General features: G+C 62.8%; 24 protein-coding genes and 1 pseudogene. 14 read left to right on the top strand and 11 right to left on the bottom strand.

Annotated features, from left to right (window positions below):
• The first annotated feature begins 56 nt into the window (after window positions 1-56).
• The 5 genes from MHX65_RS04705 to groL all read left to right on the top strand — a co-directional run bounded on the left by MHX65_RS04705 (window position 57) and on the right by groL (window position 5,352).
• On the top strand, window positions 57-662 hold the full coding sequence (locus MHX65_RS04705; protein ID WP_239269047.1) for an ABC transporter ATP-binding protein: 606 nt from the start codon (window positions 57-59) through the stop codon (window positions 660-662).
• The gene (locus MHX65_RS04700; RefSeq protein WP_239269045.1) at window positions 646-1,905 is read left to right on the top strand and encodes an FtsX-like permease family protein; all 1,260 of its coding nucleotides are present in this window, start codon (window positions 646-648) and stop codon (window positions 1,903-1,905) included. The genes MHX65_RS04705 and MHX65_RS04700 overlap by 17 nt, the downstream gene beginning before the upstream one ends.
• A gap of 91 nt (window positions 1,906-1,996) precedes the next feature.
• Window positions 1,997-3,253, top strand: coding sequence for an ATP-binding protein (locus tag MHX65_RS04695; protein WP_239269043.1), 1,257 nt, complete (start codon window positions 1,997-1,999; stop codon window positions 3,251-3,253).
• Between the two features lie 176 nt (window positions 3,254-3,429).
• Window positions 3,430-3,723, top strand: coding sequence for a co-chaperone GroES (gene groES, locus MHX65_RS04690; protein ID WP_005277188.1), 294 nt, complete (start codon window positions 3,430-3,432; stop codon window positions 3,721-3,723).
• Between the two features lie 9 nt (window positions 3,724-3,732).
• Window positions 3,733-5,352 (top strand): chaperonin GroEL, encoded by a 1,620-nt coding sequence (gene groL, locus MHX65_RS04685; protein ID WP_239269041.1) that lies wholly within the window; start codon window positions 3,733-3,735, stop codon window positions 5,350-5,352.
• A gap of 374 nt (window positions 5,353-5,726) precedes the next feature.
• On the opposite strand, the gene MHX65_RS04680 is transcribed toward groL, so the two are convergent.
• On the bottom strand, window positions 5,727-6,023 hold the full coding sequence (locus MHX65_RS04680) for a WhiB family transcriptional regulator (RefSeq protein WP_239269039.1): 297 nt from the start codon (window positions 6,021-6,023) through the stop codon (window positions 5,727-5,729).
• 419 nt (window positions 6,024-6,442) lie between these two features.
• Between MHX65_RS04680 and MHX65_RS04675 the strand changes: the two genes are divergently transcribed.
• Entirely contained in the window at window positions 6,443-7,015 is a 573-nt protein-coding gene (locus MHX65_RS04675; RefSeq protein ID WP_239269037.1) for a sigma-70 family RNA polymerase sigma factor, read from the top strand.
• A 65-nt stretch (window positions 7,016-7,080) separates the two neighbouring features.
• Window positions 7,081-7,839, top strand: a complete 759-nt coding sequence (locus tag MHX65_RS04670) for a hypothetical protein (protein ID WP_239269035.1) — start codon at window positions 7,081-7,083, stop codon at window positions 7,837-7,839.
• Window positions 7,840-7,858: 19 nt separating this feature from the next.
• On the opposite strand, the gene MHX65_RS04665 is transcribed toward MHX65_RS04670, so the two are convergent.
• A complete protein-coding gene (locus MHX65_RS04665) occupies window positions 7,859-8,230 on the bottom strand; it encodes a DUF5319 domain-containing protein (RefSeq protein WP_239269033.1) in 372 nt (123 codons plus the stop codon).
• A 120-nt stretch (window positions 8,231-8,350) separates the two neighbouring features.
• Here MHX65_RS04665 and guaB point away from each other — a divergent pair, with 120 nt between their 5' ends.
• From guaB to guaA, 3 genes are all read left to right on the top strand, one after another.
• Window positions 8,351-9,871: an IMP dehydrogenase gene (guaB, locus tag MHX65_RS04660; protein WP_023016786.1), complete on the top strand. Its 1,521-nt coding sequence runs from the start codon at window positions 8,351-8,353 to the stop codon at window positions 9,869-9,871.
• Window positions 9,872-9,878: 7 nt separating this feature from the next.
• Window positions 9,879-11,030 (top strand): GuaB3 family IMP dehydrogenase-related protein, encoded by a 1,152-nt coding sequence (locus tag MHX65_RS04655; RefSeq protein WP_239269031.1) that lies wholly within the window; start codon window positions 9,879-9,881, stop codon window positions 11,028-11,030.
• Window positions 11,031-11,221: 191 nt separating this feature from the next.
• The gene (gene guaA, locus MHX65_RS04650) at window positions 11,222-12,796 is read left to right on the top strand and encodes a glutamine-hydrolyzing GMP synthase (protein ID WP_239269029.1); all 1,575 of its coding nucleotides are present in this window, start codon (window positions 11,222-11,224) and stop codon (window positions 12,794-12,796) included.
• 63 nt (window positions 12,797-12,859) lie between these two features.
• On the opposite strand, the gene MHX65_RS04645 is transcribed toward guaA, so the two are convergent.
• Together MHX65_RS04645 and MHX65_RS04640 are read right to left on the bottom strand one after the other, a co-directional pair.
• Window positions 12,860-13,918, bottom strand: a complete 1,059-nt coding sequence (locus MHX65_RS04645) for an HNH endonuclease signature motif containing protein (RefSeq protein ID WP_239269027.1) — start codon at window positions 13,916-13,918, stop codon at window positions 12,860-12,862.
• A gap of 137 nt (window positions 13,919-14,055) precedes the next feature.
• On the bottom strand, window positions 14,056-14,475 hold the full coding sequence (locus MHX65_RS04640; RefSeq protein WP_005277210.1) for a hypothetical protein: 420 nt from the start codon (window positions 14,473-14,475) through the stop codon (window positions 14,056-14,058).
• Window positions 14,476-14,572: 97 nt separating this feature from the next.
• Here MHX65_RS04640 and MHX65_RS04635 point away from each other — a divergent pair, with 97 nt between their 5' ends.
• Entirely contained in the window at window positions 14,573-15,202 is a 630-nt protein-coding gene (locus MHX65_RS04635; RefSeq protein WP_239269128.1) for a hypothetical protein, read from the top strand.
• Window positions 15,199-16,731, top strand: coding sequence for a DNA polymerase Y family protein (locus tag MHX65_RS04630; RefSeq protein WP_239269025.1), 1,533 nt, complete (start codon window positions 15,199-15,201; stop codon window positions 16,729-16,731). The genes MHX65_RS04635 and MHX65_RS04630 overlap by 4 nt, the downstream gene beginning before the upstream one ends.
• Here MHX65_RS04630 and MHX65_RS04625 read toward each other — a convergent pair.
• The gene (locus MHX65_RS04625) at window positions 16,728-17,285 is read right to left on the bottom strand and encodes an AMIN-like domain-containing (lipo)protein (RefSeq protein WP_239269023.1); all 558 of its coding nucleotides are present in this window, start codon (window positions 17,283-17,285) and stop codon (window positions 16,728-16,730) included. The two genes, MHX65_RS04630 and MHX65_RS04625, sit on opposite strands and share 4 nt — an antisense overlap.
• Window positions 17,286-17,395: 110 nt before the next feature.
• On the opposite strand from MHX65_RS04625, the gene MHX65_RS04620 reads away from it, so the two are divergent.
• The gene (locus MHX65_RS04620) at window positions 17,396-18,268 is read left to right on the top strand and encodes a sucrase ferredoxin (RefSeq protein WP_239269021.1); all 873 of its coding nucleotides are present in this window, start codon (window positions 17,396-17,398) and stop codon (window positions 18,266-18,268) included.
• On the opposite strand, the gene MHX65_RS04615 is transcribed toward MHX65_RS04620, so the two are convergent.
• From MHX65_RS04615 to MHX65_RS04605, 3 genes are all read right to left on the bottom strand, one after another.
• Window positions 18,255-18,935 carry a methionine ABC transporter permease gene (locus tag MHX65_RS04615; protein ID WP_005277229.1) on the bottom strand — a complete coding sequence of 227 codons (681 nt, stop codon included), beginning with the start codon at window positions 18,933-18,935 and terminating at the stop codon, window positions 18,255-18,257. The genes MHX65_RS04620 and MHX65_RS04615 overlap by 14 nt on opposite strands.
• On the bottom strand, window positions 18,932-19,969 hold the full coding sequence (locus tag MHX65_RS04610) for a methionine ABC transporter ATP-binding protein (RefSeq protein ID WP_023025305.1): 1,038 nt from the start codon (window positions 19,967-19,969) through the stop codon (window positions 18,932-18,934). The genes MHX65_RS04615 and MHX65_RS04610 overlap by 4 nt, the downstream gene beginning before the upstream one ends.
• Before the next feature lie 72 nt (window positions 19,970-20,041).
• A complete protein-coding gene (locus MHX65_RS04605) occupies window positions 20,042-20,905 on the bottom strand; it encodes a MetQ/NlpA family ABC transporter substrate-binding protein (RefSeq protein WP_239269019.1) in 864 nt (287 codons plus the stop codon).
• Window positions 20,906-21,041: 136 nt separating this feature from the next.
• Between MHX65_RS04605 and MHX65_RS04600 the strand changes: the two genes are divergently transcribed.
• On the top strand, window positions 21,042-24,161 hold the full coding sequence (locus MHX65_RS04600; protein WP_239269017.1) for an error-prone DNA polymerase: 3,120 nt from the start codon (window positions 21,042-21,044) through the stop codon (window positions 24,159-24,161).
• A gap of 113 nt (window positions 24,162-24,274) precedes the next feature.
• Here the strand turns inward: MHX65_RS04600 and MHX65_RS04595 are convergent.
• The 3 genes and pseudogenes from MHX65_RS04595 to MHX65_RS04585 form a co-directional block, all read right to left on the bottom strand.
• Window positions 24,275-24,539: pseudogene (locus tag MHX65_RS04595) on the bottom strand (helix-turn-helix transcriptional regulator).
• A 42-nt stretch (window positions 24,540-24,581) separates the two neighbouring features.
• The gene (locus MHX65_RS04590; protein ID WP_255716931.1) at window positions 24,582-24,809 is read right to left on the bottom strand and encodes a helix-turn-helix domain-containing protein; all 228 of its coding nucleotides are present in this window, start codon (window positions 24,807-24,809) and stop codon (window positions 24,582-24,584) included.
• Window positions 24,793-25,107 (bottom strand): hypothetical protein, encoded by a 315-nt coding sequence (locus MHX65_RS04585; protein ID WP_239269016.1) that lies wholly within the window; start codon window positions 25,105-25,107, stop codon window positions 24,793-24,795. Before MHX65_RS04585 ends, MHX65_RS04590 begins: the two co-directional genes overlap by 17 nt.
• Window positions 25,108-25,323 lie beyond the last annotated feature (216 nt).

Here is a 25,323-nt window from a genome sequence, read left to right as displayed (position 1 = left end):
TTTTCGGGCAGCCTTCCCCATCGCGCGTGCGGGGCACGGCCGGTGGAATGGAAGGCATGTTAAAAGCACAAAATCTGAGCAAGCGCTACGGCAGCCATACCGCACTCGCCGAGGTGGACCTAAGCATCGAGCCGGGGGAATTTGTCGCGATTATGGGGCCATCCGGCAGCGGCAAGACCACGCTGTTGAACCTGCTATCCGGGCTGGATAAGCCCAGTTCCGGCACGGTCAACGCGCCGGCCCGCACAGAGCGCGCCTTCGTATTCCAGGACTATAACCTGCTGGAATCGCTCAACGCCCGCAAAAATGCCACGTTGACCGCGCACTTTTCCGGCCGGCGCTGCACCCGGGACGCGGTGCAGAAGACCTTCGAGTCTTTGGGGCTTGACGGGCTGGAGCGCCGCCTGCCCGCGCAGCTGTCCGGCGGTCAGCAGCAGCGCGTCGCCGTTGCGCGCGCCTTGCTGGCCGGTGCGCCGTATATCTTTGCTGATGAGCCCACGGGCGCGCTTGACGATGCCACCGCCCAGCTCGTCCTCACCCACCTCCGCACCGCCGCACGGGGTGGGGCCGCGGTGGTCATGGTGACCCACTCGCACCTCGCCGCAGAGGCCGCCGACCGCATCATTGAGCTCCAGGAGGCCAACCATGCTGGTGTGGCTTAAGGACTTACAAAGCAATTGGCTCTCATGGCTTGCCGTGGCGCTAACCATGGTGGTTTCCTCGGCCGCGTGCGCGCTGGCGGTATCGATGCTGGTGGCCACCTCGGACGCGGACGAAGATCCCACTGGGCCGCTCGGCGGCACCGTGCTGGGCATGGCGGTCTGCGCCGTTGTGTTGATCACGTTGTCCCAGATGCGGCTGATCATTGAGGAGCGCGAACCCGTGTACCGTTCGTGGCGCATGATCGGCATGCCTGGGTGGATGATCAATAGCTTCATCGTGGGGCAGGTGAGTGCCGTGAGCGCTATCGCGGCGCTCATCGGGACCTTCCCGGCGCGCCTATTGGTCGACCCCATGGCCGCGGCCTTTCGCAGCGACGGGATTCCCATGCCGGAGTTGGCCATTACCCCGCTGGTCATCCGCATCGCCGTATCCGTCTGCGTGGCATCGGCGGTCTGCGGTGCCCTCATACCGCTGCGCCGGGTCTTTCGCCCGCGGGTGGAACCGCGCCCGGTGTGGGTAGTGCTGCGCTGCCTTGTTGCCGTTGGTTTGGTAGGCGGTGCCGTCTACGGCTGCCTGCAGATAGAGGATCCGGGCGATAGCCTCGCCGCCTCTATGGGGCTGGTCATCCTGGTTGCACTCATGACGCCGTGGCTGATGCCCGCCGTGGACCAATGGACGCGCTTGTGCGGCATCGCCGGGGCCAACGTGCGGGTGCGCCGCCGCTTTTCCGTGCCTCATATCGTGCCGTGGGTGCTGCTCGGCGGCCTGATCGTGGCGGTGGGCTCTGGGGTGATGATGCTCAAAGGTACGGACAGCCTCGACACCCTGTCATCGGGGCGAGTCTTCGCGGCATTCCTCGGCCCAGTCGTTGCCCCAAGCATCGTTGGTGCGGTGTTGACCTCACTCATCATGCGCTCGCGCATCGCCAGCGATGTGCGCGGCCTGCGATTGGCCGGCGCCGCGCCGGTGGCGTGGGCGCGGGTGCAGGTGGGCGAGGCCTTCTGCCTGACCATTACTGCCGCGGCCATAGTCATCACCTTGAGCGTGACGGTGGTCGCGCTGCTCAACCACCTGTTGCATCCCGATTTCTATTCCGGGATGAGCGCGCTGTGGGAGGGGCTTGCCGGAGTGTGGTGGGCGCCATTCGGTCTAATTTTTGGCGCCATGTTTCTTGCGCTGTGTGCGGTCAAGCTCATTCTCGCGGGATTCCTGCGCTCAACCGCCCAGATCCGTACAAACTGATGGATGGATCGCCGATATTCTGATGGGTAGAACGCACTCAAACTGATGGGTGAAACTCTGATATTCTGATGGGTAGAACGCACTCAAACTGATGGATGGGTTTAAAATGACTGGTCAAGAAGGCTATTTTTATCTCCCGCGAGTAGAGGATTCGCGGCTTCATGGAGCCCTGCAGCGATCCGGTGGAGTGTTGATAGAAGGCCCAAAGGGCTGTGGGAAATCCGCGACCGCTCGGCAAATTGCGGGCAGTCTTGTCCAGGTGGATACGGATTTAAACCTCGACATGCAGCTCAGCACCGTCCCGGATTTGGCGTTGGAGGGGGATACGCCGCGAGTTTTTGATGAGTGGCAAGAAAAACCGCAGTTGTGGAACTTGGTGCGGCATGAGATTGACCGTCGGCAAGCGCCTGGGCAGTTCATTCTTACTGGGTCGACTGCGCCAATGGAGGAACAATCCAGGCACTCGGGTGCGGGGCGCATAGCCAGGCTGCGGATGAAGACCTTCAGTTTTTATGAGTCGGGGCATTCTAATGGCGCAGTATCATTAGCCGAATTGGTAGCTCAGGAATCCCCGCAGTCGAATGGGGAAACGGTCGTGGATGTTGCAGGGGTCATTACGCGCATGGCGCATGGCGGCTGGCCCGCAAACCGGAATTATTCCGTTGAGGCGGCGCAGGAGAATCTGCGCAGTTATATCGATACTGTGGCCCACGTGGATATTAATGCCGCCGATGGTGTGCGAAGGGATCCGGTAAAAGTAACGACACTTATTCGTTCGCTTGCCCGTGGGGTAGCCACAGAACAGTCCATTTCTTCTATTGCTGCCGATATTGGCGCGCAAAGGGCTACGGTCAGCGAGTACCTTGCTGCGTTGCAGCGCATCTTCATCGTGGAAGAACAGCTGGCGTGGTCGTCTCATCTGCGCTCGCGGGCTAGTCTGCGAACGGCACCGAAGAGGCATCTGGCGGATCCGGCGTTGGCCGCTGCTGCCGTGGACGCGTCCCCAGACAAGTTGCTGCGCAACCTTGCCTTTGCCGGGCAGCTTTTTGAATCCCAAGTAGTCCACGACTTAGCGGTGTTAAGTGGAAAGCGTATTTTTCACGCCCGTGACGCATCTGGGCTGGAAGTAGATGCGGTATTTGAGCTGGCAGGCAGGACCGTTTTCGTAGAAATTAAATTGGGGCAAAGCCAAGAGATCATTGAGAAGGCGGCAAGCAATTTGCAGGCCTTCGCAGAGCGCTTTGAATGGGAGGTCCCGCCCGTCTTAATGATCGTGACGGGAGGAAACCTGAGCTTTCGGCATCCGAGCGGAGTACACGTGGTGTCCCTGACGCACTTGGCGCCGTAGCGCGGTCCGGCAGCGGGGATCGCGTCATTGTTGAGGGTTAGCAGTCACGAGGGTAGAGTGCTAATCAGGTTGTTTGACCCACAGTTGTTCACCCGCGACGACGGCTGTGCTGGACATCCACAACCGGCACGCGCGCGCCATTAAGGTGCGCAAACGAACAATACGGAGGAAACATCATGGCAACTATTAAGCCGCTTGAGGACCGCGTCCTCGTACAGATCGTAGAAGCAGAATCCACCACCGCATCCGGCCTGGTTATCCCGGATTCGGCAAAGGAAAAGCCGCAGGAAGCAACCGTTATTGCCGTCGGCCCGGGCCGCTGGGAAGACGACGATGACCGCATCCCCATGGACGTTAAGGAAGGCGACACCGTTGTCTTCTCCCGCTACGGCGGCACCGAGCTGAAGTACGACGGCGAAGAGTACTTGCTGCTGAGCCAGCGCGACATCCTCGCCATCATCGAGAAGTAGGAACTACTTATGGCAAAGCTTATTGCATTCGACCAAGAAGCCCGCGAGGGAATTCAGCGCGGCGTCGATACGCTGGCTGATGCCGTCAAGGTCACCCTCGGCCCGCGCGGCCGCAACGTCGTATTGTCCAAGGCCTTCGGTGGCCCGACCGTTACCAATGACGGCGTGACCATCGCCCGCGATATCGACGTCGAGGAGCCCTTCGAGAACCTCGGCGCGCAGCTGGTTAAGTCCGTTGCGGTCAAGACCAACGACATCGCCGGCGACGGCACCACCACCGCGACCTTGCTGGCCCAGGCGCTTATCTTTGAGGGCTTGCGCAACGTTGCAGCCGGCGCTAACCCAATTGAGCTCAACCGCGGCATCTCCGCAGCGGCGGAAAAGGCCGTCGAGGAGCTCAAAGCACGCGCCACTCCGGTCAACTCCGCCTCCGAAATCGCGCAGGTAGCCACCGTGTCCTCCCGCGATCCGGAGGTCGGCGAGATGGTTGCCGGCGCCATGGAAAAGGTGGGAAAGGACGGCGTCGTCACCGTCGAGGAGTCCCAGACCATGGACTCCACCGTGGATGTCACCGAAGGTATTTCCTTTGACAAGGGCTACCTTTCCCCGTACTTCGCTACGGAGGAAGAGACTAACCACGCCGTGCTTGACGATGCCGCCATTTTGCTCGTCCGCAACAAGATTTCTTCCCTGCCGGATTTCTTGCCGCTGTTGGAAAAGATTGCGGAGACCAACCGCCCGACCCTCATCATCGCGGAAGACGTTGAGGGCGAGCCGCTGCAGGCGCTCGTGGTCAACTCCATCCGCAAGGTCCTGAAGGTTGCCGCCGTGAAGGCACCGTACTTTGGCGAGCGCCGCAAGGGCTTCATGGATGACTTGGCCGTAGTTACCGGCGCCACCGTGGTGGACCCTGAGGTGGGCGTCAACCTGAACGAAGTCGGCCTCGAGGTGCTGGGTTCCGCGCGCCGCGTGACCATCACCAAGGAAGACACCGTGCTTGTCGATGGCGGCGGCAGCGCCGCAGCCCTCGATGATCGCCGTGAACAGATCCGCGGCGAAATCGCCCGCACCGACTCCACCTGGGATAAGGAAAAGCTCGAGGAGCGCTTGGCTAAGCTCTCCGGCGGCGTCGCCGTTATCCGCGTTGGTGCCGCAACCGAGACCGAGGTCAACGAGCGCAAGCTGCGCGTCGAGGACGCCATCAACGCCGCCCGCGCGGCCGTAGAAGAAGGCGTCATCGCCGGCGGCGGTTCCGTGCTGGTGCAGATCTCTAAGGAACTCGAGTCCTTTGCCCAGGACTTCGAGGGCGAGGCTAAGGTCGGCGTGCTCGCCGTCGCCCGCGCTCTGACCCGACCGGCATTCTGGATCGCAGAAAACGCAGGCCTCGATGGCTCTGTCATCGTCTCCCGCGTTTCTGAGATGGCCAACGGTGAAGGCTTTAACGCCAACTCCCTGGAGTACGGCAACCTCATTGATAACGGCATCATCGATCCCGTGAAGGTCACCCACTCCGCAGTGGTCAATGCCACCTCCGTTGCCCGCATGGTTCTTACCACCGAGGCATCCGTCGTGGAAAAGCCGCAGGAAGAAGATAACGCTGAGGCCGGCCACGGCCATCACCACCACTAATTCCTGCGCTATACCTAGCCCCATAGCCCGCCGCGCCTTCCCCGCCTTATTGGGGAGGCTGCGGCGGGCTTCTGGCTTATACGTAAAGCACGCGGGAACCACATAACCCGTGCGATGCCACGGTAGGCCTTTTTAGCCGCCAGCGGCAGCAGAAGAGAGGATAGTTCACAAAAGGCGCCAAGCTTAGGGGTCCTCCTCAGCTGGAGGTTGCCTCGTCTTTAGCGGCACGCCCCAGGACTTAGCGGGCTCGAAGGAGTCCCTCACAGGGCGTTATTTGCAGCAGGCGCTTGCTACGCAGGGATAATTCGGAACCCCGCACTCCCGCCCGCCACGAACGCGGTGTGTGGGCTCTGCGCGCTAACTTAATTTTTGGGTTAAGCGTTGACCGTCTCGCGGCGACGCTTGCGCAGCGCCACCACGCGCTCAGACTCGCTCATGCCGCCCCAGACGCCATACGGTTCGGCCGAACGCAGGGCGTGCTCGCGGCAGAGCTCGATAACCGGGCAGGAATTGCAGATGGCCTTGGCGCGATTTTCGCGCTGGGCGCGGGCTCGGCCACGCTCTCCGTCTGGATGGTAAAACACGTCCGAGTTTTCACCGCGGCACGCACCTTGCAACTGCCAATCCCATACATCTGCAGTAGGTCCGAGAAGAGACTTGGACTGAGACACGTTTCTTAAGCTCCTTATAACAGGACGAGAATTCTTACGCTGGCGGCCGGTGGAGAGTCATCCGCGAACCGCAACGATTTGTAGTGTGTCGCGTCTTGGTAAACAAAGGGTTACTAGTATTTAACTTCTAGGTATTGTATCTATTTATGGGACTCGTTAGCGCCCATTTACCTGCAATAATGGCTAAGGTTAACGAATTATGAATTTTCCTCTTTCTATTGTGCAGGGGCCATAAACCCGCCTTCAAAGCGGGTACAACCGCTGGGCACGGGTTTCTTGGTGGGGTTTTCTTTGCTGGGGCATCGCCAAGCAAGGGCAGTGCCGAGGCGGAGGTGTGCAAGGCAGTTGTCCCTTTGCACTCCCTGCCCCAGAGGAAATATGGTTGAATATCGATTTAATAGTCTGCAGAGGGTGCACTCGTGAGCGATAAGGATAAAGAGCTAGCGGATCTCGTTCCGCTGGCCGCTGGTGGAAGCCGCCGCGCACTGCAATCTATCCTGCAAATTATTCATCCGCAGGTGCTGCGCTATTGTCGTGCGCGCATCGGTGGCGGGCGCCAGCCCACCGCGGAGGACGTGACCCAAGAAATCTGCCTCGCCGTCGCCACATCTATCGAATCCTATGAAGATAAGGGCCGACCCTTCATGGCCTATGTCTACGGCATCGCTTTTAATAAGGTAACCGATGCCCACCGCGCCATGGGCCGCGATCGCTCCACGCCCGCCGAGGAGCTTCCAGAAAGCACCGCAAACGAGGCGACTCCCGAGGAATGGGCGCTAGAAAATGATGGTAGTAACAGAATGCGCGCCTTGCTCGATACCTTAAGTGACAAGGCAAAAAACATCGTTATTTTGCGCGTGTTCGTTGGGCTTTCGGCAGAAGAAACCGCCGATATCGTGGGGTCTACCCCGGGCGCGGTTCGCGTCGCACAGCACCGAGCTCTCGCACAATTGCGAAAGGCCCTTGGGCAACAATTAGCCACCGAGGGCTAAAGCCACAACCCCCGCTCTAGAGACACGCGTAAACCTTAAGAAAGGAAGGAAGGACAGAAACCATCATGGCCTCCAAGCATTCTAAAAAGAATAACGATGACCTGACGGAGCAGCTCCAGCCCTTGGTAGATGATGATGCATTCCTCACCGAGCTGTCGCAGGGCAAGGATCCCTCCAATGGCAGCGATGAGCTCGCTGGGCTGCTGTTGGGGCTGAAGGGGGACATCGATAAGCAGATGCCGCCAGCCCCGCGCGTGGATGGGGTAGAGGAAGAACCGGCCGTCATCAGCCTCGATAAGGCGCGGTCTCGCCGGCGCAATCGCCCCGTGATGCATGGACTTATCGGCGCGGCCGCCGCCACAGTCATCCTCGCCGGTGCGGGCGGGGTCATGGTTAATTCTGGCGTATTTGATAGGCCGGATGAGACCCGCAACGTGGAGTTGGCCGGCACCTTAGATGAGATGGAATCCCGCGCGGCAGAGGGAGATATCGAAGGTGCGCGCGAGCTTATGAAGGAAGCCCGCACCAAGCTCGAAGAGGCTGAAGGCAAAGAAGAAAATGCCATCGCCGCCAAGGAAGAAGCCGAAAAGAAGCGTCCTGCCCGCCCGAAGACGAAAACCGTGACGGAAACCGCCACCGAGACCGCGCCGGGCCAAAAGTCGCAGGAGAATCCTGAGCCAGCGCCGAAGACCGTAACGGAAACGCAGTACGAGACCTCAACCGTGGTGGTAACGGAGCAGGCGCCAGCGAATCCGCAGCCGGAGACGCGCGAGCCCGAAGAAGCACCCACCACAACTATTCAGTTGGGGGCGGGCGCCGAGTAGCGAGGGCAGTGCTACAACCCTAGCGGCCCTCGAGGCCGTCCAAGTAGCCTAGCGCGTAGTCCCACGGCACGTAGCGGCGCGGGTCGGGTTCTGCTCCAGGCTCGTGCACTGGGGCGAGCTCGCCCGCCAGCGTTGCGCGCATATTGGCGGCCATAATATCCCACTCGTAGAAGTGGTTTTCCTGGCAGTCCTCACACAGGAAGAAGATGCCATCGATCCCGCGCGGGCCGAGCACACTTGCGAATTTCTCTACCAGGGCGAGATCGTGGATGAGGGCGAGGCGGTCTTCATCGGAAAGCGGCATGACCTGCTCGTCCTCCTCCAGGAAGGAGGCGGGGTCATTCGGATCGTCTGCAAAAGGATCGCGGGGCATATTGGCGAAGAAGTTCACGCCTGCGAGCCTATTGAACTTGCCCGCTTAAGGCAATTAACCCCTAGCCTGAATGGTGTCATTGGCCGGGCACACACTACAGTTGGGGTAGCCGCTGAACCTGTTTAAGGAGATACCTCGATGAGCGATTACCCTATTCACACTGGTGGAGATGACCCGAACAAGGTAGCCCTGCGCGGCTTGACCTTCGACGACGTGCTTCTTTTGCCCGCCGAGTCCAATATCGTGCCCTCTGAGGTCGATACCGGCGCGCAATTTACCCGAAATATTCGCCTGGGCGTGCCGCTGGCATCCGCAGCGATGGATACCGTAACCGAGGCCCGCATGGCCATCGCCATGGCGCGCCAGGGCGGCATCGGCGTGCTGCACCGCAACCTGTCTGCGGAAGCGCAGGCTGAGCAGGTAGAAATCGTCAAGCGCTCTGAGTCCGGCATGGTTACGGACCCGGTCACCGCCCGCCCCGAGATGACCATTGGCGAGGTCGATGCCCTGTGCGCCCGCTTCCGCATTTCCGGCCTGCCGGTCGTGGATAAGGACGGCACCCTGCTGGGCATTTGCACCAACCGCGATATGCGTTTCGAGCCGGACTTTGATCGCAAGGTCAGCGATGTCATGACCGCGATGCCGCTCGTCGTCGCGCGCGAGGGCGTGTCCAAGGACGAGGCCCTAGAGCTGCTGTCGGCCAATAAGGTAGAAAAGCTACCTATTGTTGATGCCAATAACAAGCTCATTGGCCTTATCACCGTCAAGGACTTCGTCAAATCCGAGCAGTACCCCAACGCCTCCAAGGATGCTTCCGGTCGTCTGTTGGTTGCCGCGGGCATTGGTACCGGCGAGGAGTCCTATCAGCGCGCCGCCGCGCTTGTCGATGCCGGCGTTGACGCCCTCGTCGTCGACTCCGCCCACGCCCACAATAACCGCGTGCTCGAGATGGTCTCCCGCGTGAAGAAGGACTTTGGCGACAAGGTCGATGTCATCGGCGGCAACCTTGCCACCCGCGAGGCAGCCCAGGCGATGATCGACGCCGGCGCGGACGCCATCAAGGTCGGCATCGGCCCGGGATCCATCTGCACCACACGCGTCGTGGCCGGCGTTGGTGCGCCGCAGATCACCGCGCTGATGGAAGCCGCAGCCGTCGCCGCCCCCGCGGGCGTGCCGGTCATCGGCGATGGCGGCATGCAGTACTCCGGTGACATCGCCAAGGCGCTGGCCGCCGGTGCCGATACCGTCATGCTGGGCTCCATGTTCGCCGGCACCACCGAGGCGCCCGGTGACATCGTGGTCTACCAGGGCAAGCAGTACAAGCGCTACCGCGGCATGGGCTCCATGGGCGCCATGCAGGGCCGCGGGCTTTCCGGCGAAAAGCGTTCCTACTCCAAGGACCGCTACTTCCAGGCCGACGTGCGCAGCGAGGACAAGCTGGTGCCAGAAGGCGTGGAGGGTCGCGTGCCCTTCCGCGGCGAGATCGATGCCATCGTGCACCAAATCATCGGCGGCCTGCGCGCGGCCATGGGCTATACCGGATCGGCCACCCTAGATGAGCTCAAGACCAAGCGATTTGTCCAGATCACCGCCGCGGGCCTGAAGGAATCCCACCCGCACCACCTGCAGCAAATCGCCGAAGCCCCGAACTACCGCTAGGACAAACATGCGTGAATACGCCGAAATCGGCATCGGCCGCGAGGCCCGCCGCACCTTTGATTTAGACCAGGTCTCCATCGTTCCCCAGCGCCGCACGCGCTCGTCCAAGGACGTGGATACCACGTGGAATATCGATGCCTATACCTTCGATACCCCCTTCGTTTCGCACCCCACCGATGCGCTCGCCACGCCCGAGTTCGTCATCGAGATGGGCCAGCAGGGCGGGCTCGGCGTCATCAACGCCGAAGGGTTGTGGGGCCGCCACGAGGACCTTGAGGGTGCCTTGGCACGCATCTATTCCCAGCCGGGCGATAACTCCACCATCCAGGAATTGCACGCCGCCCCGCTTGACGATGCCCTCCTTGCCTCCCGCATTGCCCAAGTGCGCGAGTCCGGTGTGACCGTCGCCGTGCGCGTCTCGCCCCAAAATGCCCGCGAGATGGCGCCGAAGGCCATTGCGGCTGGGGCCGAGTTACTGTTCATCCAGGGCACGCTGCTGTCCGCGGAGCACGTCGCCACGGGCGGCGAGCCGCTGAACCTGAAGGAATTTATCGGCTCGCTCGAAGTGCCCGTCATCGCCGGTGGCGTGGCGGACTACACCACGGCGCTGCACCTAATGCGCACAGGGGCGGCCGGCGTCATCGTGGGCGCGGGCGTGACGACCAACGCGGAAACCGTCGGCATCGATACCGCCATGGCCACCGCCATTGCCGATGCCGCCGCGGCCCGCCGTGACTACCTCGACGAGACCGAAGGTCGCTACGTGCACATCATTGCGGATGCGGAATTCGATAACTCCGGGACCATCGCCAAGGCCTTTGCCTGCGGTGCCGATAGCGTCGCGCTCGGCCCCCTTCTCGCCCAGGCCCGAGAGGCAGGCGGTAGGGGATGGTACTGGCCGGCTACCGCAGGCCACCCGCGGTTCCCGCGCGGATATGCGCAGTTCGCCGGCGTCGATACCGACCTCGATGTGGATTTTCTTACCGCAGGCGATGCCGCACCCGCGGCTGCGCCGAGCCTGGAAACCGTGCTGCATGGCCCATCAAGCGAGCCATTCGGCCGCACCAACCTTGTGGGTGCGCTGCGGCGTGCCCTCGCAAAGTGTGGGTACACCGACCTGAAGTCGTTCCAGAAGGTCGAGCTCGCGGTGCGCTATTAAGTAGCACGCGGCGCGCCTCGCATCGTGCGGGACCCGCGCCGCACCGCTGCGCCCCTCGCAGCTGCACTCCCGCCCCCCTTGCATGGCGAGTTGCCTGTGCGGCCCGCGCCCCACGGCGCGAAAGCCGCCGCAATGCCCCACATAGGTAAGCGCTTCCTGGGCCGCGGGGCCTATGGGTTAGACTATGGGGCGTGACTAAGCCAAATACTACCCTGCGCCCAGTCCTCGTCGTGGACTTTGGCGCTCAGTACGCGCAGCTCATTGCCCGCCGCGTGCGCGAGGCCAAAATCTACTCCGAGGTTGTTTCCAACTCCGCCTCCATCGAGGAAATCAAAGCCAAGGACCCCGCCGCGCTCATTTTGTCCGGCGGCCCGTCGTCCGTCTATGCCGACGGCGCCCCGGCGCTCAAGCCTGAGCTGCTAGAGCTTGGCGTTCCGGTCTTCGGCATTTGCTACGGATTCCAGGCCATGAACCACATTCTCGGCGGTACCGTATCGTCTACCGGTGAGCGTGAATACGGCCGCACCGATATCGACGTCAAGGGCGGCATCTTGCACGAGGGCCTCGAGCCCACGCACAAGGTGTGGATGTCCCACGGCGACGCCGTCGCCGCCGCCCCCGAGGGCTTCGACGTAACCGCTACCTCCGCCGGCGCCCCCGTCGCCGCGATGGAGTGCCCGGCCAAGCAGATGGCCGGCGTGCAGTACCACCCAGAGGTGTTGCACTCGCCGCACGGCCAAGAAGTGCTTACCCGCTTCCTCACGGAGATTGCCGGTCTGGAGCAAAACTGGACCGCCGATAATATCGCCGAGCAGCTCATCGCGGATATTCGCGCCCAAGTAGGCGAGGAGGGCCGCGCTATTTGCGGCCTGTCCGGCGGCGTGGATTCTGCCGTGGCCGCGGCCTTGGTGCAGCGCGCCATCGGCGATCGCCTGACCTGCGTCTTCGTCGACCACGGCCTGCTGCGCGCGGGCGAGCGCGAGCAGGTCGAAACTGACTTCGTGGCCTCGACCGGCGCCAAGCTGGTCACTGCCGACGAGCGTTCGGCCTTCCTCAAGAAGCTGGCGGGTGTTAGCGACCCCGAGGAAAAGCGCAAGGCTATCGGTGCGGAGTTCATTCGCTCCTTCGAGCGCGCCGTGGCCGGCGTGCTTGCCGATGCCCCCGCCGGCTCCACCGTCGACTACCTCGTCCAAGGCACCTTGTACCCGGACGTCGTCGAATCCGGCGGCGGCGACGGTACCGCCAATATTAAGTCGCACCATAACGTCGGCGGCCTCCCAGATGACGTCGAGTTCGAGCTCGTCGAGCCGCTGCGTCTACTCTTTAAGGACGAGGTGCGCGCGGTGGGCCGCGAGTTGGGCCTGCCGGAAGAGATCGTCGGCCGCCAGCCCTTCCCAGGCCCCGGCCTGGGCATCCGCATCATTGGTGAGGTTACCGAGGATCGCCTCGAGACCTTGCGCCAGGCGGATCTGATTGCCCGCACCGAGCTGACCAACGCCGGCTTGGACGAGGAGATTTGGCAGTGCCCGGTCGTGCTGCTTGCCGATGTCCGCTCCGTCGGCGTCCAAGGCGATGGCCGCACCTACGGCCACCCCATCGTGCTGCGCCCGGTATCTTCCGAGGATGCCATGACCGCGGACTGGACCCGCTTGCCGTATGACGTGCTAGAGAAGATCTCCACCCGCATCACCAACGAGGTTAAGGACGTCAACCGCGTGGTCTTGGATTGCACCTCCAAGCCACCGGGAACCATCGAGTGGGAGTAAAAACCACAAAACGGCATGCGTAGAAGGCGCTCAGTGCTTGAGCGCCTTTTCGCATGCCTGCGGCTAGTTACGGGGTGTCACCGGTGGCCGCCAGACGATGCGACCGCCCACTCTTTCTAGCCGCCCGCGCCGGGGCGGGGCATTGGGATCGTCGTCGTTGATGCCGTTGTGGTAAGCACAGCACACGACGAGGTTGTTCATATTGGTCTCCCCACCGCGGCTCCAGGCCGTGAGGTGGTGGACCTGGGATAAATCGGCCGGCTGATTGCATCCGGGCCAGGCGCAGCGCGGATTTTCCGCGGCCGCCATCATCCTCTGCTTATCGGTGGCCACGCGCGCCGTGCGGTAGAGGTTGACCGGCCCCTCCACCGGATGTACGAGGGTGACATAGCCCGTTTCACCGTCACCGCTGCCGCTGAGGCCGGGGGCGGAATAGCCGGCATCGTTAAGCACGCGGCGCAGGTACTCGGTTCCGGACATGGTCGCGCCATTGGTGAGATCGAGCTGCACGTCGTCGCCGTGGCCATCGCGAATGCGAATGAATTTCTCCAGCGGCACGACGGCGTTGGTGACCACCGTGGAACGCGCGGCGCTGCCTGTACCGAAGAAGATATCTTCCACCGCCTGCAGCGGCTTTTTATCGGCGGCCGTAATCGCGCCCTGCAGATCCGCAATGAAGCGGGAGGTACCCGTAATGGCGAGCGTCCAGTAGTCATTGGGGCGCCGATAGGTGCGCACGCCGGGGCTGACCGTGGACTTTTTCATCTCGCGCACCCGGCGCCGGGCGTGTTTGATAATGGCGCTCATCTCCGCGGACATCGCACAGCATTCCGCGCGCAGCTCCCACGCCTGCTTCTTGCTGGGCGCGCGATTAACCACGCGCTCGATGCCGGCGAGGAGGGCAATGGGGTGGGCGTTGGTGCGGGCATCGGCAATGGCGCGGCGCTGCATCCGGCTAAAGGCGGTGCGGCCGTAGTAGCTTTCGCACAAAAGGAGCAGGTCGGCGGCGATGGTATCGGGCGCGCCGCGCTCCATGAGCTCAGACCCAGATAGACCGCGGCACGCGGCGATGATATCCATGCCGGGCGCGAGGGCGGTGAGGTAGGTCTCGAGTGCGTTCATGCCGCCTACGCTAGGGCGGTAGCAGCCCGCGCTCAATTGCTAGGGCAACCGCAAGGGCACAAACTGTGGATAACCCGGATCCGCAGCGCGAAAACTCGGGGAAATCCTGTGGATAAGTCCCCGCAGTGTCGCATGGATTAGACGAAGGCCAGCCGGCGCGTGCCATCCACGTGGGGGAAGGCGATAAAACTTATACATGAGACCGCAACCCACACCAGCGCCGAGCCCCACGCGGGCAGGCCTAGGATGGGCGCGAGCATGATGAGGAGCCATAGAATCATCAGCGGGACTAGCTGCGCGATGGTGGGGATGAGATCGGCATCGTGCCGGTCGGCATAGGATCGCATCTCGCGGCGGTAGGGGTGGGCAAAGACCAAGACGAAGGCCGCCACGAGGCAGACCGCGGCCCCAGATAGGGTGGCGAAGAAATGGGTGCGGGTGGTCAGCAGCGCGACGGTGGCGCCGAGCAGGATGGAGGATCCGAGGCGCACCCACGGCGGGGTGGGGATGGGGGTTGGATTCTCGCGCATAGCACCGTAGGCCTCGTTCAGGTTCATGCGCTTAAGGCTACCATTCGAACATACAGTTGCATGTGTCCGGTTGGGGGTTCATACTGTATGGGTGAGTCAAACGAACGTTCGCCTGGAAAAAGCGGTGGCAGGGTTGGATAGGCCCGACCGCGTTGCGGTGCTGCGCGCCCGCATGCAGGCGATGGAGCAGGAGGATGAAGACGAGCTGGTAGACACCCTTCCCCAGCTGGCGCGGCTACTTCCCGCAGGTGGGCTCGCCCGGCGGAAGGTGGTCTCGTGCGCGGAATGTCCCGCGCTCGTGGTGGAGCTTATCTGCCATCTTACGGCCCGCGGGGGCCATGTGGGGATAGTGGGGTGGCCGGATCTTTCTCTCGCACAGGTTGCCGAAATAGGGCAGCTCAATAACGTGGTCACCGTCCCCGATCCGGGCCTGGAGTCATGGGCAGTAACCAGCGTGCTGGCAGAGGGCATGGACCTTATTATCCACCATGGCCCGCCCGGCGAGCTGAGCCCGGCCAAGGCGCGGCCGGTGTGGGCGAAGATCCGCGGCGGGCAGGCCGCGGTGCTGACCGTGGGTGCGCGGCTGCCGGGCACCGCGGTGCGCATTGGGGCGGAGGTGAGTACGTATCGGGGCATCGGCAAGGGCAGCGGGCGCATCCGCGGCGTGGATATCGATCTTGCGGTGGACTCGAAAAAGGGCACGGCGCGCGGCAGTCTCACCATGGGCGAAGCCCGCAGGTTGGAGGCCGTATGAGGGTGGCTGCGGTGTGGTTTCCGGATTGGCCCATTCAGGCGGTTGCGCAGGCGGGGCCGGTGCTGGTTGCGCGCAATCATGCGGTGCTGGTCTGCGATAGCGCGGCGCGCCGGGCCGGCATTCGGCGCGGGATGCGCCTGCGCCAGGCCCAAGCGATTTGCCCTGAGGTAAAGGTGATGGAGGCGAACCCGGATAGGGACGGCGCGGCCTTCGCGGAGATTGCGGCGGGCTTGGATGCCGTGGCCTCGTCCGTAGAGGTGCTGCGGCCCGGCCTGGCCATCGTGGATGCGGGGGCGGCGCTGCGCTACCACGGGCCGGAGGCGTTGGAGATGCTTGCCGATGCCACCGCGCACGCCGGTTTTGATTCCACCCTTGGTGTGGCAGACGAGATTGCCACGGCCATCATCGCGGCTCGGCACCGCGGGGTAGGCGCGGTGGTGCCGGAGGGAGAGTCGCGGGATTTCTTGGCTGCCCAGCCCGTGAGTGTTTTAGCCGCGGAGGCCGCGCTGGGGTTTTCTGCGGAGTTTGTGGCCCAGCTGCAGAAATTGGGCGTGCGCCGGCTGGGTGATGTGGCGGCGCTGCCGTTTAAGCAGGTGGTTACCCGGTTTGGGCAGCAGGGAAAACGCGCGCATGAGGTGGCGCACGCGCGGGCGGACCAGCGCGTGTCCCCGGAAATGGCGCGGCCTGATCTGTCCGTGAGCAGCGAGCAATCCATCGAGCGCGTGGATGCGGCGGCATTCGTGGCTCGGCACTTGGCCGCGCAGCTGCACGTGCGGTTGGCGGAAGCGGAAGTGGTGTGCGTGCGCCTGCGCGTGGTGGCGGAGCTGGCCACTGGTGAAACTGTGGCCCGGGTATGGCGCACGCACGAGGCGTTGACGGAGCAAGCGACCGCGAACCGGGTGCGCTGGCAGCTGGATGGGTGGCTTACGGCGGCGCGTTCGAGCGGCAAGGACGGTGCCGCGATCGTGCGGCTGGTGCTCGAGCCTGTGGAGGTAGCTAGGCCGCAGGCCGATGGCCTATGGGGCGGGGATGCCTCACAGGAACAAGTCAAGCGGGTAATTTCGCGCGTGCAATCGCAGTTGGGCATAGATCGCGTCTTGCAGCCGCGGGCCGCCGGTGGCCGCGGGGTGGCCGAGCGTATCGAGTACGTTCCCTATGGGGAGCAGCGCGATGCCACGCCGCAAGGCAGCTGGCCGGGCAGGCTCCCCGCGCCGCTTCCCGCGCGCCTAGGCGGTGGGCCGAACCACCCGGCCGCGCGCATTCGGCTTATCGATGCCGCCGCGCGGGACGTCATCGTCACCGCCGAGGCCCTCCTATCCTCTGTACCCGTGGCGCTCGGGTGGGGCGCACACCGCTACCGCGTCATCGGCTGGGCTGGCCCGTGGCCGGTGGATACGCAGTGGTGGACCGAAAAGCCGCAGCACGCGGCGCGGCTACAAATTGTGGGCCAGGCTGAGCGGGAGCAACGCCAGCGCGCCTGGCTCTTGGTGTGGTCAGAGGGGCGCTGGCGCGTGGAGGCGACGTATTAGGAGCGAATATCTACCACGAGGCGCGTGGGATTTTCTAGTACCTGTACGGAATAAGGCTTGCGCTGGTTCATGCCGATGACAAACTGACTGCGCCCCTCATAGGTGCGGCCGTTGACCACTTGGGTAATAACGCCACCGGCAGGTGCCTCGACGATGCCGATGCGCGGCTCGTCGATGCCCGCCTCAAACGGATAGACAACGCCGTCGATATTGACATTGAGCGCGGTATCGCCGGCATAGTTGATGGGCTGGCCGGAGCCTTGCTGCTTGGGATTATCGGCATAATCCACGAACCAGCCCGGGGAGCCTTCGCCCTCAAGCTCGAAGACGGCGCGCTCGAAACCATCGTGCTGGCCCACGCGCACCTTGGTCACCACGAGTTCTGAGGGGGCCTCAGGGCGCAGCGTTTTCATGCTCATATCCGCCTCACCCAGAGGGTTGATGTGCGAGTTTCCCACAGAGGCCGCCATGGTGGTGTCATCCGCTGATTCGGTGCTGCAGCCGGTGAGGAAGGCTGCGGCGGCAAGCAGGAGCGAGAGGCGGGCTTTATACATGACCACTAGAGTATAATTTCTAGTAATTACTGCCTATCGTTGGGGGCAGATCTTGACCGAATTGTTGCCAAATATGTGAGCTGAGTTGCAGACAGGTTAGGCTAGGGTACATGACCGATTTCTGTTCAGATTACCAGGTGGAACCGCTGCCCGGCACGGCGAAAAAAGAGTCCGTGTTTGTCCTCTTTGAGTGGCCCGGCGGCTGGTCGCGCGATGTGCTTGATGGCGATACTTTTGGCCCGGAGCTCACGGCCCAGCTGAAGGAAAAGCTCAACGGTCAGGCCGGGCTGCAATTGATTCGTCGCCCCGGCCGCGATGGCCGCCAAATCGGCACCATGCACCGGTGCTACCTGGTGTGGGCCGAGCAGGGCGTGATGGAATTGATCCTTTTGACCGGCCCGGAAAAGATCCTGGATTTGGATCTCACCGCGCCAGGCCGCAACGGGGGAGGAACCCTCGATACGCCGCTGGTTTTGGTGTGCACCCATGCTAAGCGCGATAAGTGCTGCGCCGTGAAGGGCCGGCCGCTCGCCGCGGAGCTGGTGGAGGATTACCCGGATATGGTGTGGGAAACCTCGCACACGAAGGGGCACCGCTTCGCGCCCTCGGTCATGCTCATGCCCTGGGCCTATTCCTTTGGCCGGATGAATAAAGAAGCCGCCGCGCAGATGATTGCGGCGGCGGCGCAAGGAAAGTATTTCTACCCGGTCAATCGCGGGCGCGGCATCTTCGGCCCGCGCGGCCAGGTGGCGGAGTTGGCGGTAGCGCGCGAGCTTATCGATGACTCCGAGGACCTCTACTACGGCCAGCTCCACGCAGAGGACGAAAAACAGGGCCCCGTGGTCACGCATGCCGATGGCCGGCGGTGGAGCGTGACGCTCGAGCAGCGCGCCGTGGAAGGAGTGGTCTCTTCCTGCGGCGACGCGCCCAAGACCGGCAAGGCGCTTGTAGCCACGGGCGTGGAGCTTATTAGCGGCGCATAACCTTGGAGGAGAGCCAGTTGCCGAAGAACTGCGCGGCCTGCACCAGCACGATGATGATAAGCGTGGCCACGACGGTGACTTCCCACTCGAAGGCGCGGTAGCCGTAGACGATGGCGAAGTCACCCAGTCCGCCGCCGCCGACGTAGCCGGCCATGGCGGACATATCCACGATGGCGATAAACAGGAAGGTATAGCCCAGAATCAGCGGGCCGAGGGCCTCCGGAATGATTACGGAGGTAATGATCTTCCACGGTGAAGCGCCCATGGCGCGGGCGGCCTCGATAACGCCTGGGTCGATGGCCACGAGGTTTTGTTCCACCACGCGCGCTACGGAGAACGTGGCGGCGATGACCATCACGAAGGTGGCCGGCTCGCGGCCGATGGACCCGCCCATCACGGCGACGGTGAGCGGCTGCGCAAACGCCAGCAAAATAATAAACGGGATGGGACGAACGAAGTTCACCAGCAGGTTGACCACCAGGTAGACGGCCTTATTCTGCAGGATGCCGCCCGGGCGGGCGGTATAGAGCAAGATGCCGAGCCCTAGGCCCAGAATGCCGGCGACGACGAGGGTGGTCGAGACCATGATGAGGGTGTCGACGATGGCATCGACAAGCGATCCGCCCAAGCGGTCCCAGTCGGCGGCGGCGAGATAGTTGACGTTCATCGTTCAATCTCCTCAATTTGAGTGGTGGCAGATAGGGCGCGGTAGAACTCTTCGATGGCGGCGTCGTCGCCGCTCAAGCGCACGGTGAGCTTGCCAAAGGAGTGCTGCTGCAAGGTGGTAATACCGCCGTGGACGACGGCGATGGATACGCCCGCATCCTTCAGCTTGGCGGCGGCGCCGAAAAAGCCGGATTCCTCGGTCAGGTTGATGGTAAACAGGCGGCCTTCGTGGGCAAGCAGGTCATCGGTTTCCACCACGTCGGGCTCATTGCGCAACGAGGTGGCGACGAACTTGGCGGCCACGGCGGTCTGGGGATTGGAAAAGACCTGGTAGACGCTGCCTTGCTCCACGACGTGGCCATTTTCCATCACCGCAACCTTATCCGCGATGGAGCGCACGACCTCCATTTCGTGGGTGATGACCACGATGGTGATGCCGAGCTCCTTATTCACCCGGCGCAGCAGGTCGAGGACCTCCTGCGTGGTGGTGGGGTCGAGGGCGGACGTGGCTTCGTCGGCAAGCAGCAGCGACGGATTCGTGGCCAAGGCGCGCGCGATGCCCACGCGCTGCTTCTGGCCGCCGGAAAGCTGCTCCGGGTAGCTTTTTCCCTTATCTCCCAGTCCAACGAAATCCAGCAGCTCCTGCACGCGCTGTTGGCGCTCGCGCTTGCCGATGCCCTGCAGCTGCAGCGGGTACTCAATATTGCCCGCCGCAGTGCGGGAGTTCATGAGGTTAAACTGCTGGAAGATCATGCCGATATTGCGGCGGATGCCGCGCAGCTTCTTTTCGGACATGCCGACGATATTTTGGCCATCGAGCAGCAATTCGCCGGAGGTGGGCGTGTCCAGGCCGTTGATCATGCGGACCAGGGTGGATTTGCCGGCGCCGGAGTAGCCGATGATGCCGATGATTTCGCCGGAATCGACGGTCAAGGAGACATCGTCAAGAGCTTTGACCTCGGCCTTTTTCTGCTGGAAGACCTTGGTGATATTGCGGAACTCGATGCGAGTGCCGTTCTGGGTGGAATCTGCCACGGGTTGCGTCCTTAGCGGGGAAGTGCCAAACCCCGCCGGGGTGAAAACCGGCGGGGTAGAAGGCAAGGGTGATTAGTCCAAATCTGCTTCGAGCTTGTCCAGGATTTCCTGGAGTTCTTCTGGGGTGCGCTCGACCTCGACGGAGGTGCCTGCGGAGTCCTCGTCGACGCCCTTTTGTACCGCATCGGAGTGCCAGAGCTCGGCGAGCTTCTTGATGTCCTCGTTATCGGCGTCTTCCTCGCGAACGGCGAAGACGTTGATATAAGGCTCTGCCTCTTCGGAGTTCGGGTCATCCTGGAAGACGGCGGTGGCCGGGTCGATGCCGGCGCGCTCCAGGAAGGAGTTATTGATAATCGCCGGGGTGCCCTCGCCGTGTGCGGATGGGGTCTGGGCGGCATCGACCGGCACGACCTTGACCTTGGACTTCTTCTCATCGATGTCCAGCGGGGTCGGGGTGATAAGCCCGTCCTTCTTCAAGGTGATAAGGCCAGCCTGGACCAGCACGTTGATGGCGCGGCCCTGGTTGGTGGAGTCATTCGGGATGGCAACTTCTTCGCCCTCGATGCCGTCGAGAGAGTCGTGGCCCTTCCAGAACAGCGCCAGCGGCACGATTTCGGTGGCAACGATGGGCACCAGGTTGGTGCCGTTGCCGTGGTTGTACTCGGCCAGAAACTTCAGGTGCTGGAAGTTATTGGTATCCAGCTCGCCCTGGTTCAGGGCCTGGTTCGGGGTGTTGTAATCCGAGAAGGACTTGATGTCGATGTCGTAGCCGGCGTCCTTGGCTTCTTGCTCAAAGGCAACCCAGGCCTGCTTTGCATCATCGGTGGTGCCAACGGCGATGGTCTTGTCATCATCTGCGTCGGAGGAGCAGGCCACGAGGCTAGTGGCGGCGACGGTAACGGCGGCGGTAGTGGCCGCTGCGCGACGAATCTGCATGAGGTCCCCTTACATGTAGGAGTTTAAATAAATTGACCGTTTAGCAATCTAGCAATAAGCGAACCGCTTTGTCTATTGAACACGTCTCATCGCGCCGGGTTGTATAGAACACTGATTCGACACTACCCTGTGAAGGGTGAAATTTAATGGTGGAAAGGCGCTACCGTGGTCGCGTTTAGAAAGGATACTATCCGGCAAGGATACCGCCGCGCCCGCCGCCGTACATCACCTTGGCGGCGGCGATGACCCCGTCCAGCGCGGGCGCTCCGCTGTGCCCTTTGCGGAGCTACATGCGGTAAGTTCCTATAGTTTTCTCGATGGCGCCGCCGAGCCGGAAGAGCTGGTCGCCCGCGCCCTAGAGCTTGGCCTCGAGGGGTTGGCCGTCGTGGATCGGGATGGCTTCTACGGCCTGATGAAATTTGCGGAAGCCGCAGCTAAAGCGGGCCTTCCGGCCATGTATGGCGCGGAGCTTTCCCTCGCTGAGGCCCCAGTGACCGTGCTGGCGCGCACGCCGGAAGGCTATCGTCGCCTCTCGCGCCTTATTGCCCGCGCGCGGATGGACGCCGGCGAGAAGGGGAGTGTCGCGTACCCGCCCCTAGATGCCGTGGCGCGCGAGCTGGAGGAAGAGTGCTTTTTCCTGCTGGGGTGGGAGGCTATACAAAAAATCGATCACGTTCTCGAAAGAATAAAAATAGACAGCATAGTTCTCGAATATGCGTGCACAATGTCTCCCGAAGATGCGGATCACCACAGTTTCCTGGATAAGTACAATAATCTCCGCGCCATAGCAACCGCTCGACCTGCGGCAGCAACGCGCGACCAGGTACGGCTCGCCGCCGCCAAACGCGCCTTGGCGCACCGCCAATCCCTAGAGGAAGCCGCACCGGATGCCCACCCGATGGGCGCAGGCTGGATGCGCTCCGGCGAGCAGATGGCCCAGTTGCTTCCCGGCCGGCCCGAGCTTATCGCCGAAACCGTGCGCCTTGCCCGCGAGTGCTCCTTTACCTGGGGTGCCCTCGCGCCCAACCTGCCGGACTTTGTCGTCCCAGAGGGGCACACCGAGATGAGCTGGCTCGAACACGAGGTGTGGCGGCGCGGTAAAAAGCGCTACGCCTCGCGCCCGCCCGAAATACAGGCCAAGGCGAAAAAGCAGATGCGGCACGAGCTGGGCATCATCAAGCAGCTGGGCTTTCCGGGCTACTTCCTCATCGTCTGCGACCTGGTGGATTTTTGCCGCCAGGAAAATATCCTCTGCCAGGGGCGCGGCTCGGCGGCCAATTCCGCCGTCTGTTTCGCGCTGGGCATTACCAACGCCGAGCCCATTTCGGCGCAGCTGCTCTTCGAGCGCTTCCTGTCGCCGGATCGCGATGGCCCGCCCGATATCGACATCGACATCGAATCTGGACGGCGCGAGGAGGTCATCCAGTACGTCTATCGCACCCACGGCCGCGACCGCGCAGCACAGGTTGCCAACGTCATTACCTACCGCCGCAAGGGGGCTACCCGCGACGCCGCCCGCGCGCTGGGCTACCCGCAGGGCTCGGCCGATGCGTGGTCAAAGGGCATAGCTGAGCCGCCTGCCGATGTCTCCTTACTCGCCGAGCAATTCCTCGACCAGCCGCGCCACCTCGGCATCCACTCCGGCGGCATGGTTTTATGTGACCGGCCGATCGCGGACGTGGTGCCGATGGAATGGGCCCGAATGGAAGGCCGCTCCGTGCTGCAATGGGATAAGGACGATTGCGCCGCCGCCGGGCTGGTGAAATTCGATCTGCTGGGCCTCGGCATGCTGGAGGCGCTGCACCACATGATCGATGCCGTGCGCGCCACCACCGGTCGCAAGGTGCGCCTGTGGGAGCTCGACTTGGCCGAACCCGCGGTCTATGACATGCTTTGCCGCGCCGATGCCGTCGGCGTCTTCCAAGTGGAGTCCCGCGCGCAGCTGGCCACGCTGCCGCGGCTCAAACCGCGCTGCTTCTTCGACCTCGTGGTGGAGGTCGCGCTCATCCGCCCCGGCCCCATCCAGGGCGGTTCCGTGCACCCCTACCTGCGCCGGCGCGATGGCCTCGAGCCCGTGACCTATGACCACCCGGTGCTGGAGAAATCGCTGGGTAAGACCCTGGGGATCCCGCTCTTTCAAGAGCAGCTGATGCAGATTGCGGTGGATGCCGCCGGTTTTACCGGCGCCGAGGCCGATGACCTGCGCCGCGCCATGGGCTCGAAGCGCTCGCCGGCCAAGATGGCCGCGCTGCGCAGCCGCTTTTTCGAGGGACTGCGCGCCACCAACGGCATCGATGGCGAGGTCGCGGAGAAGCTCTGGGCCAAGATCACCGCCTTTGCCGCCTACGGTTTCCCGGAATCGCACTCGCAGTCCTTCGCCTCGCTGGTGTATTTCTCCGCGTGGTTCAAACATCACTACCCGGCGGAGTTCTGCGTGGGCTTGCTGCGCGCGCAGCCCATGGGCTTTTATTCGCCGCAGTCGCTCATTCAGGACGCCCGGCGTCACGGCGTGCGCGTGCTGCCAGTGAGTATCAACGACTCCGGCGCGCAGGCCAGGGCGCTGCCCACCGGCGAGATCCGGTTGGGCCTCAACCTCATCAAGGGGCTGGGGGATAAGGCCGCCGAGCGCGTGGAGGCCGCCGCGCCCTTTAGCGGCGTCTCCGATCTGTCGCGCCGGGCGGATCTCAGCGTGGAGCAGGTGGAGGCGCTGGCCACGGCGGGGGCGCTGGAGTGCTTGGGGTTGGAGCGTCGCCAAGCGCTTTGGCAGGCTGGCGTCGCCGCCACCGAGCGCGAGGGCATGTTGCCGGGCACCTCCGCGCTCGCCTCGCCGCACCTGCCCGGCATGTCGGCCTTCGAGCTAATGGCTACCGATGTCGCCGCCACCGGCGTCACCCACGATAAGCAGCCTATGGAGTTAGTCAGGGCCGCGCTTGGCGATGTCCTGCCTTCCTCCCACCTTCCCCACGTCCCCGATGGCACACGCGTACGCATCGCCGGCATCATTACGCACCGCCAGCGCCCGCGCACCGCCTCCGGCCTGACCTTTTTGGGCGTGGAGGATGAAACCGGCCTGATGAATGTCATGGTCTCGCCCGGGCTGTGGTCCCGGCAGAAGGTGCTCGCCCGCACCGCCCGCGCCCTTATCATCCGCGGCATCGTGCAAAATGCCACCGGCGCGGTAAGCGTGGTTGCAGACAAGCTTGAGCCGCTGGATTTTGGCGATTTCCTCTCCCGCGGCTCCCGCGATTTCCGCTAGTTTCCTGCGCTGCGACCCGCTCCGCACCGAAGATTTGCAGCCCAAATGCGGTGGACAGGCCGAGGAAAAGCTCGCCGGGCAGGACTAGGCGCTTGCGGTGAGCTAGTTAGCCATTAGGAGTTCTTCCTATAGATTTCGGTGGACATCGGGGAAAGCTCCTGGCGGGAAAAGATAGCCTCCACGGGGAGGTCAAAGACCTCGCAGACGCGGAAGGCTAGGTCCAGGCTGGGGGAGTGGTCCCCGCGCTCGAGGGCGCCGACGGTCTGCGGGTTGACGTTGATGGCCTCAGCCAGCTGGGCGCGCGACATGTCCCGCTCGGCGCGCAGCACACGTACCCAGGTTATAGATGGGTGCGGAGGGCTTTTTCTTTGGAGATATGGGTCAGAATATTGCATAAACCCAAAGTAAAGACAAGGTTTTCTATTCCACTTCGAAAATATCGCCCGGCTGGCAGTCCAGCGCCGCACACAGTGCCGCAAGGGTGTTAAAGCGCACGGCCTTGGCGCGATTATTCTTCAGGACGGACAGGTTAACTGGGGTGATGCCCACCTCTTTGGCGAGCGCCGCTCCGGTAATACCGCGCTCCTCCATTATCCGGTCGAGGTGGCAGATCACCTGGGGTTCTTGCCCCTCAGACAAGGCCTTCAACCTCCTCTTCGAGCTTGCTGCCGCGCTTGATGGCAACTGAGAAGAGCTGGAGGGTGCAGACAAAAAGGTAGGGCAGCGCAAGCTCGCCTAATGAGGATCCGCTCTGGTTGGCCCACCAGTCAATTTCGAGCTGCGAGGAAGCCCAGTTATTGCCCATCCCTTCGAGTGGGAAGCGTCCGATAAACCAGACGAAAATCCCAAAGGTCATTCCATTAAGGAAGCGGATATTTTTCGTATTGAAAACCTGCCCACGAAGCATTGGTTTGACCAAGCGGTAGGCAAAGAACGCGATAATCAAGATTCCTGCAATCTTGACGACGAGCCCCGCAGTGAGCATCCAGAATGGCCCGCCGTCGAGGTTGTGCTTGCTAAGGCCTTCCGGGATGGCCGCACTCAGTGTGGTGGAAAAGCGTCCGGTGACAAGGTCGCGAAGGTAGGTGGGGCCGAGGATGACAATGGTGAACAGGCAGAAGGCGGCCGCCGCGTTAATTTCGCGGCGCTCAGCTTGAGAGGT

Source organism: Corynebacterium sp. ACRPS (assembly GCF_022346005.1).
In the GTDB taxonomy this organism is placed as follows: domain Bacteria; phylum Actinomycetota; class Actinomycetes; order Mycobacteriales; family Mycobacteriaceae; genus Corynebacterium.
The sequence above is the reverse complement of the archived record's forward strand: the minus strand, read 5'-3'. Positions and strand labels throughout refer to the sequence as shown.

Excerpts from the sequence above, each read along its gene's own strand:
- MHX65_RS04705 (WP_239269047.1), top strand. The coding sequence starts at position 57 with ATGTTAAAAGCACAAAATCTGAGCAAGCGCTACGGCAGCCATACCGCA.
- MHX65_RS04700 (WP_239269045.1), top strand. The coding sequence starts at position 646 with ATGCTGGTGTGGCTTAAGGACTTACAAAGCAATTGGCTCTCATGGCTT.
- MHX65_RS04695 (WP_239269043.1), top strand. The coding sequence starts at position 1,997 with ATGGATGGGTTTAAAATGACTGGTCAAGAAGGCTATTTTTATCTCCCG.
- groES (WP_005277188.1), top strand. The coding sequence starts at position 3,430 with ATGGCAACTATTAAGCCGCTTGAGGACCGCGTCCTCGTACAGATCGTA.
- groL (WP_239269041.1), top strand. The coding sequence starts at position 3,733 with ATGGCAAAGCTTATTGCATTCGACCAAGAAGCCCGCGAGGGAATTCAG.
- MHX65_RS04670 (WP_239269035.1), top strand. The coding sequence starts at position 7,081 with ATGGCCTCCAAGCATTCTAAAAAGAATAACGATGACCTGACGGAGCAG.
- guaB (WP_023016786.1), top strand. The coding sequence starts at position 8,351 with ATGAGCGATTACCCTATTCACACTGGTGGAGATGACCCGAACAAGGTA.
- MHX65_RS04655 (WP_239269031.1), top strand. The coding sequence starts at position 9,879 with ATGCGTGAATACGCCGAAATCGGCATCGGCCGCGAGGCCCGCCGCACC.
- MHX65_RS04645 (WP_239269027.1), bottom strand. The coding sequence starts at position 13,918 with ATGAACGCACTCGAGACCTACCTCACCGCCCTCGCGCCCGGCATGGAT.
- MHX65_RS04640 (WP_005277210.1), bottom strand. The coding sequence starts at position 14,475 with ATGAACCTGAACGAGGCCTACGGTGCTATGCGCGAGAATCCAACCCCC.
- MHX65_RS04630 (WP_239269025.1), top strand. The coding sequence starts at position 15,199 with ATGAGGGTGGCTGCGGTGTGGTTTCCGGATTGGCCCATTCAGGCGGTT.
- MHX65_RS04625 (WP_239269023.1), bottom strand. The coding sequence starts at position 17,285 with ATGTATAAAGCCCGCCTCTCGCTCCTGCTTGCCGCCGCAGCCTTCCTC.
- MHX65_RS04620 (WP_239269021.1), top strand. The coding sequence starts at position 17,396 with ATGACCGATTTCTGTTCAGATTACCAGGTGGAACCGCTGCCCGGCACG.
- MHX65_RS04615 (WP_005277229.1), bottom strand. The coding sequence starts at position 18,935 with ATGAACGTCAACTATCTCGCCGCCGCCGACTGGGACCGCTTGGGCGGA.
- MHX65_RS04605 (WP_239269019.1), bottom strand. The coding sequence starts at position 20,905 with ATGCAGATTCGTCGCGCAGCGGCCACTACCGCCGCCGTTACCGTCGCC.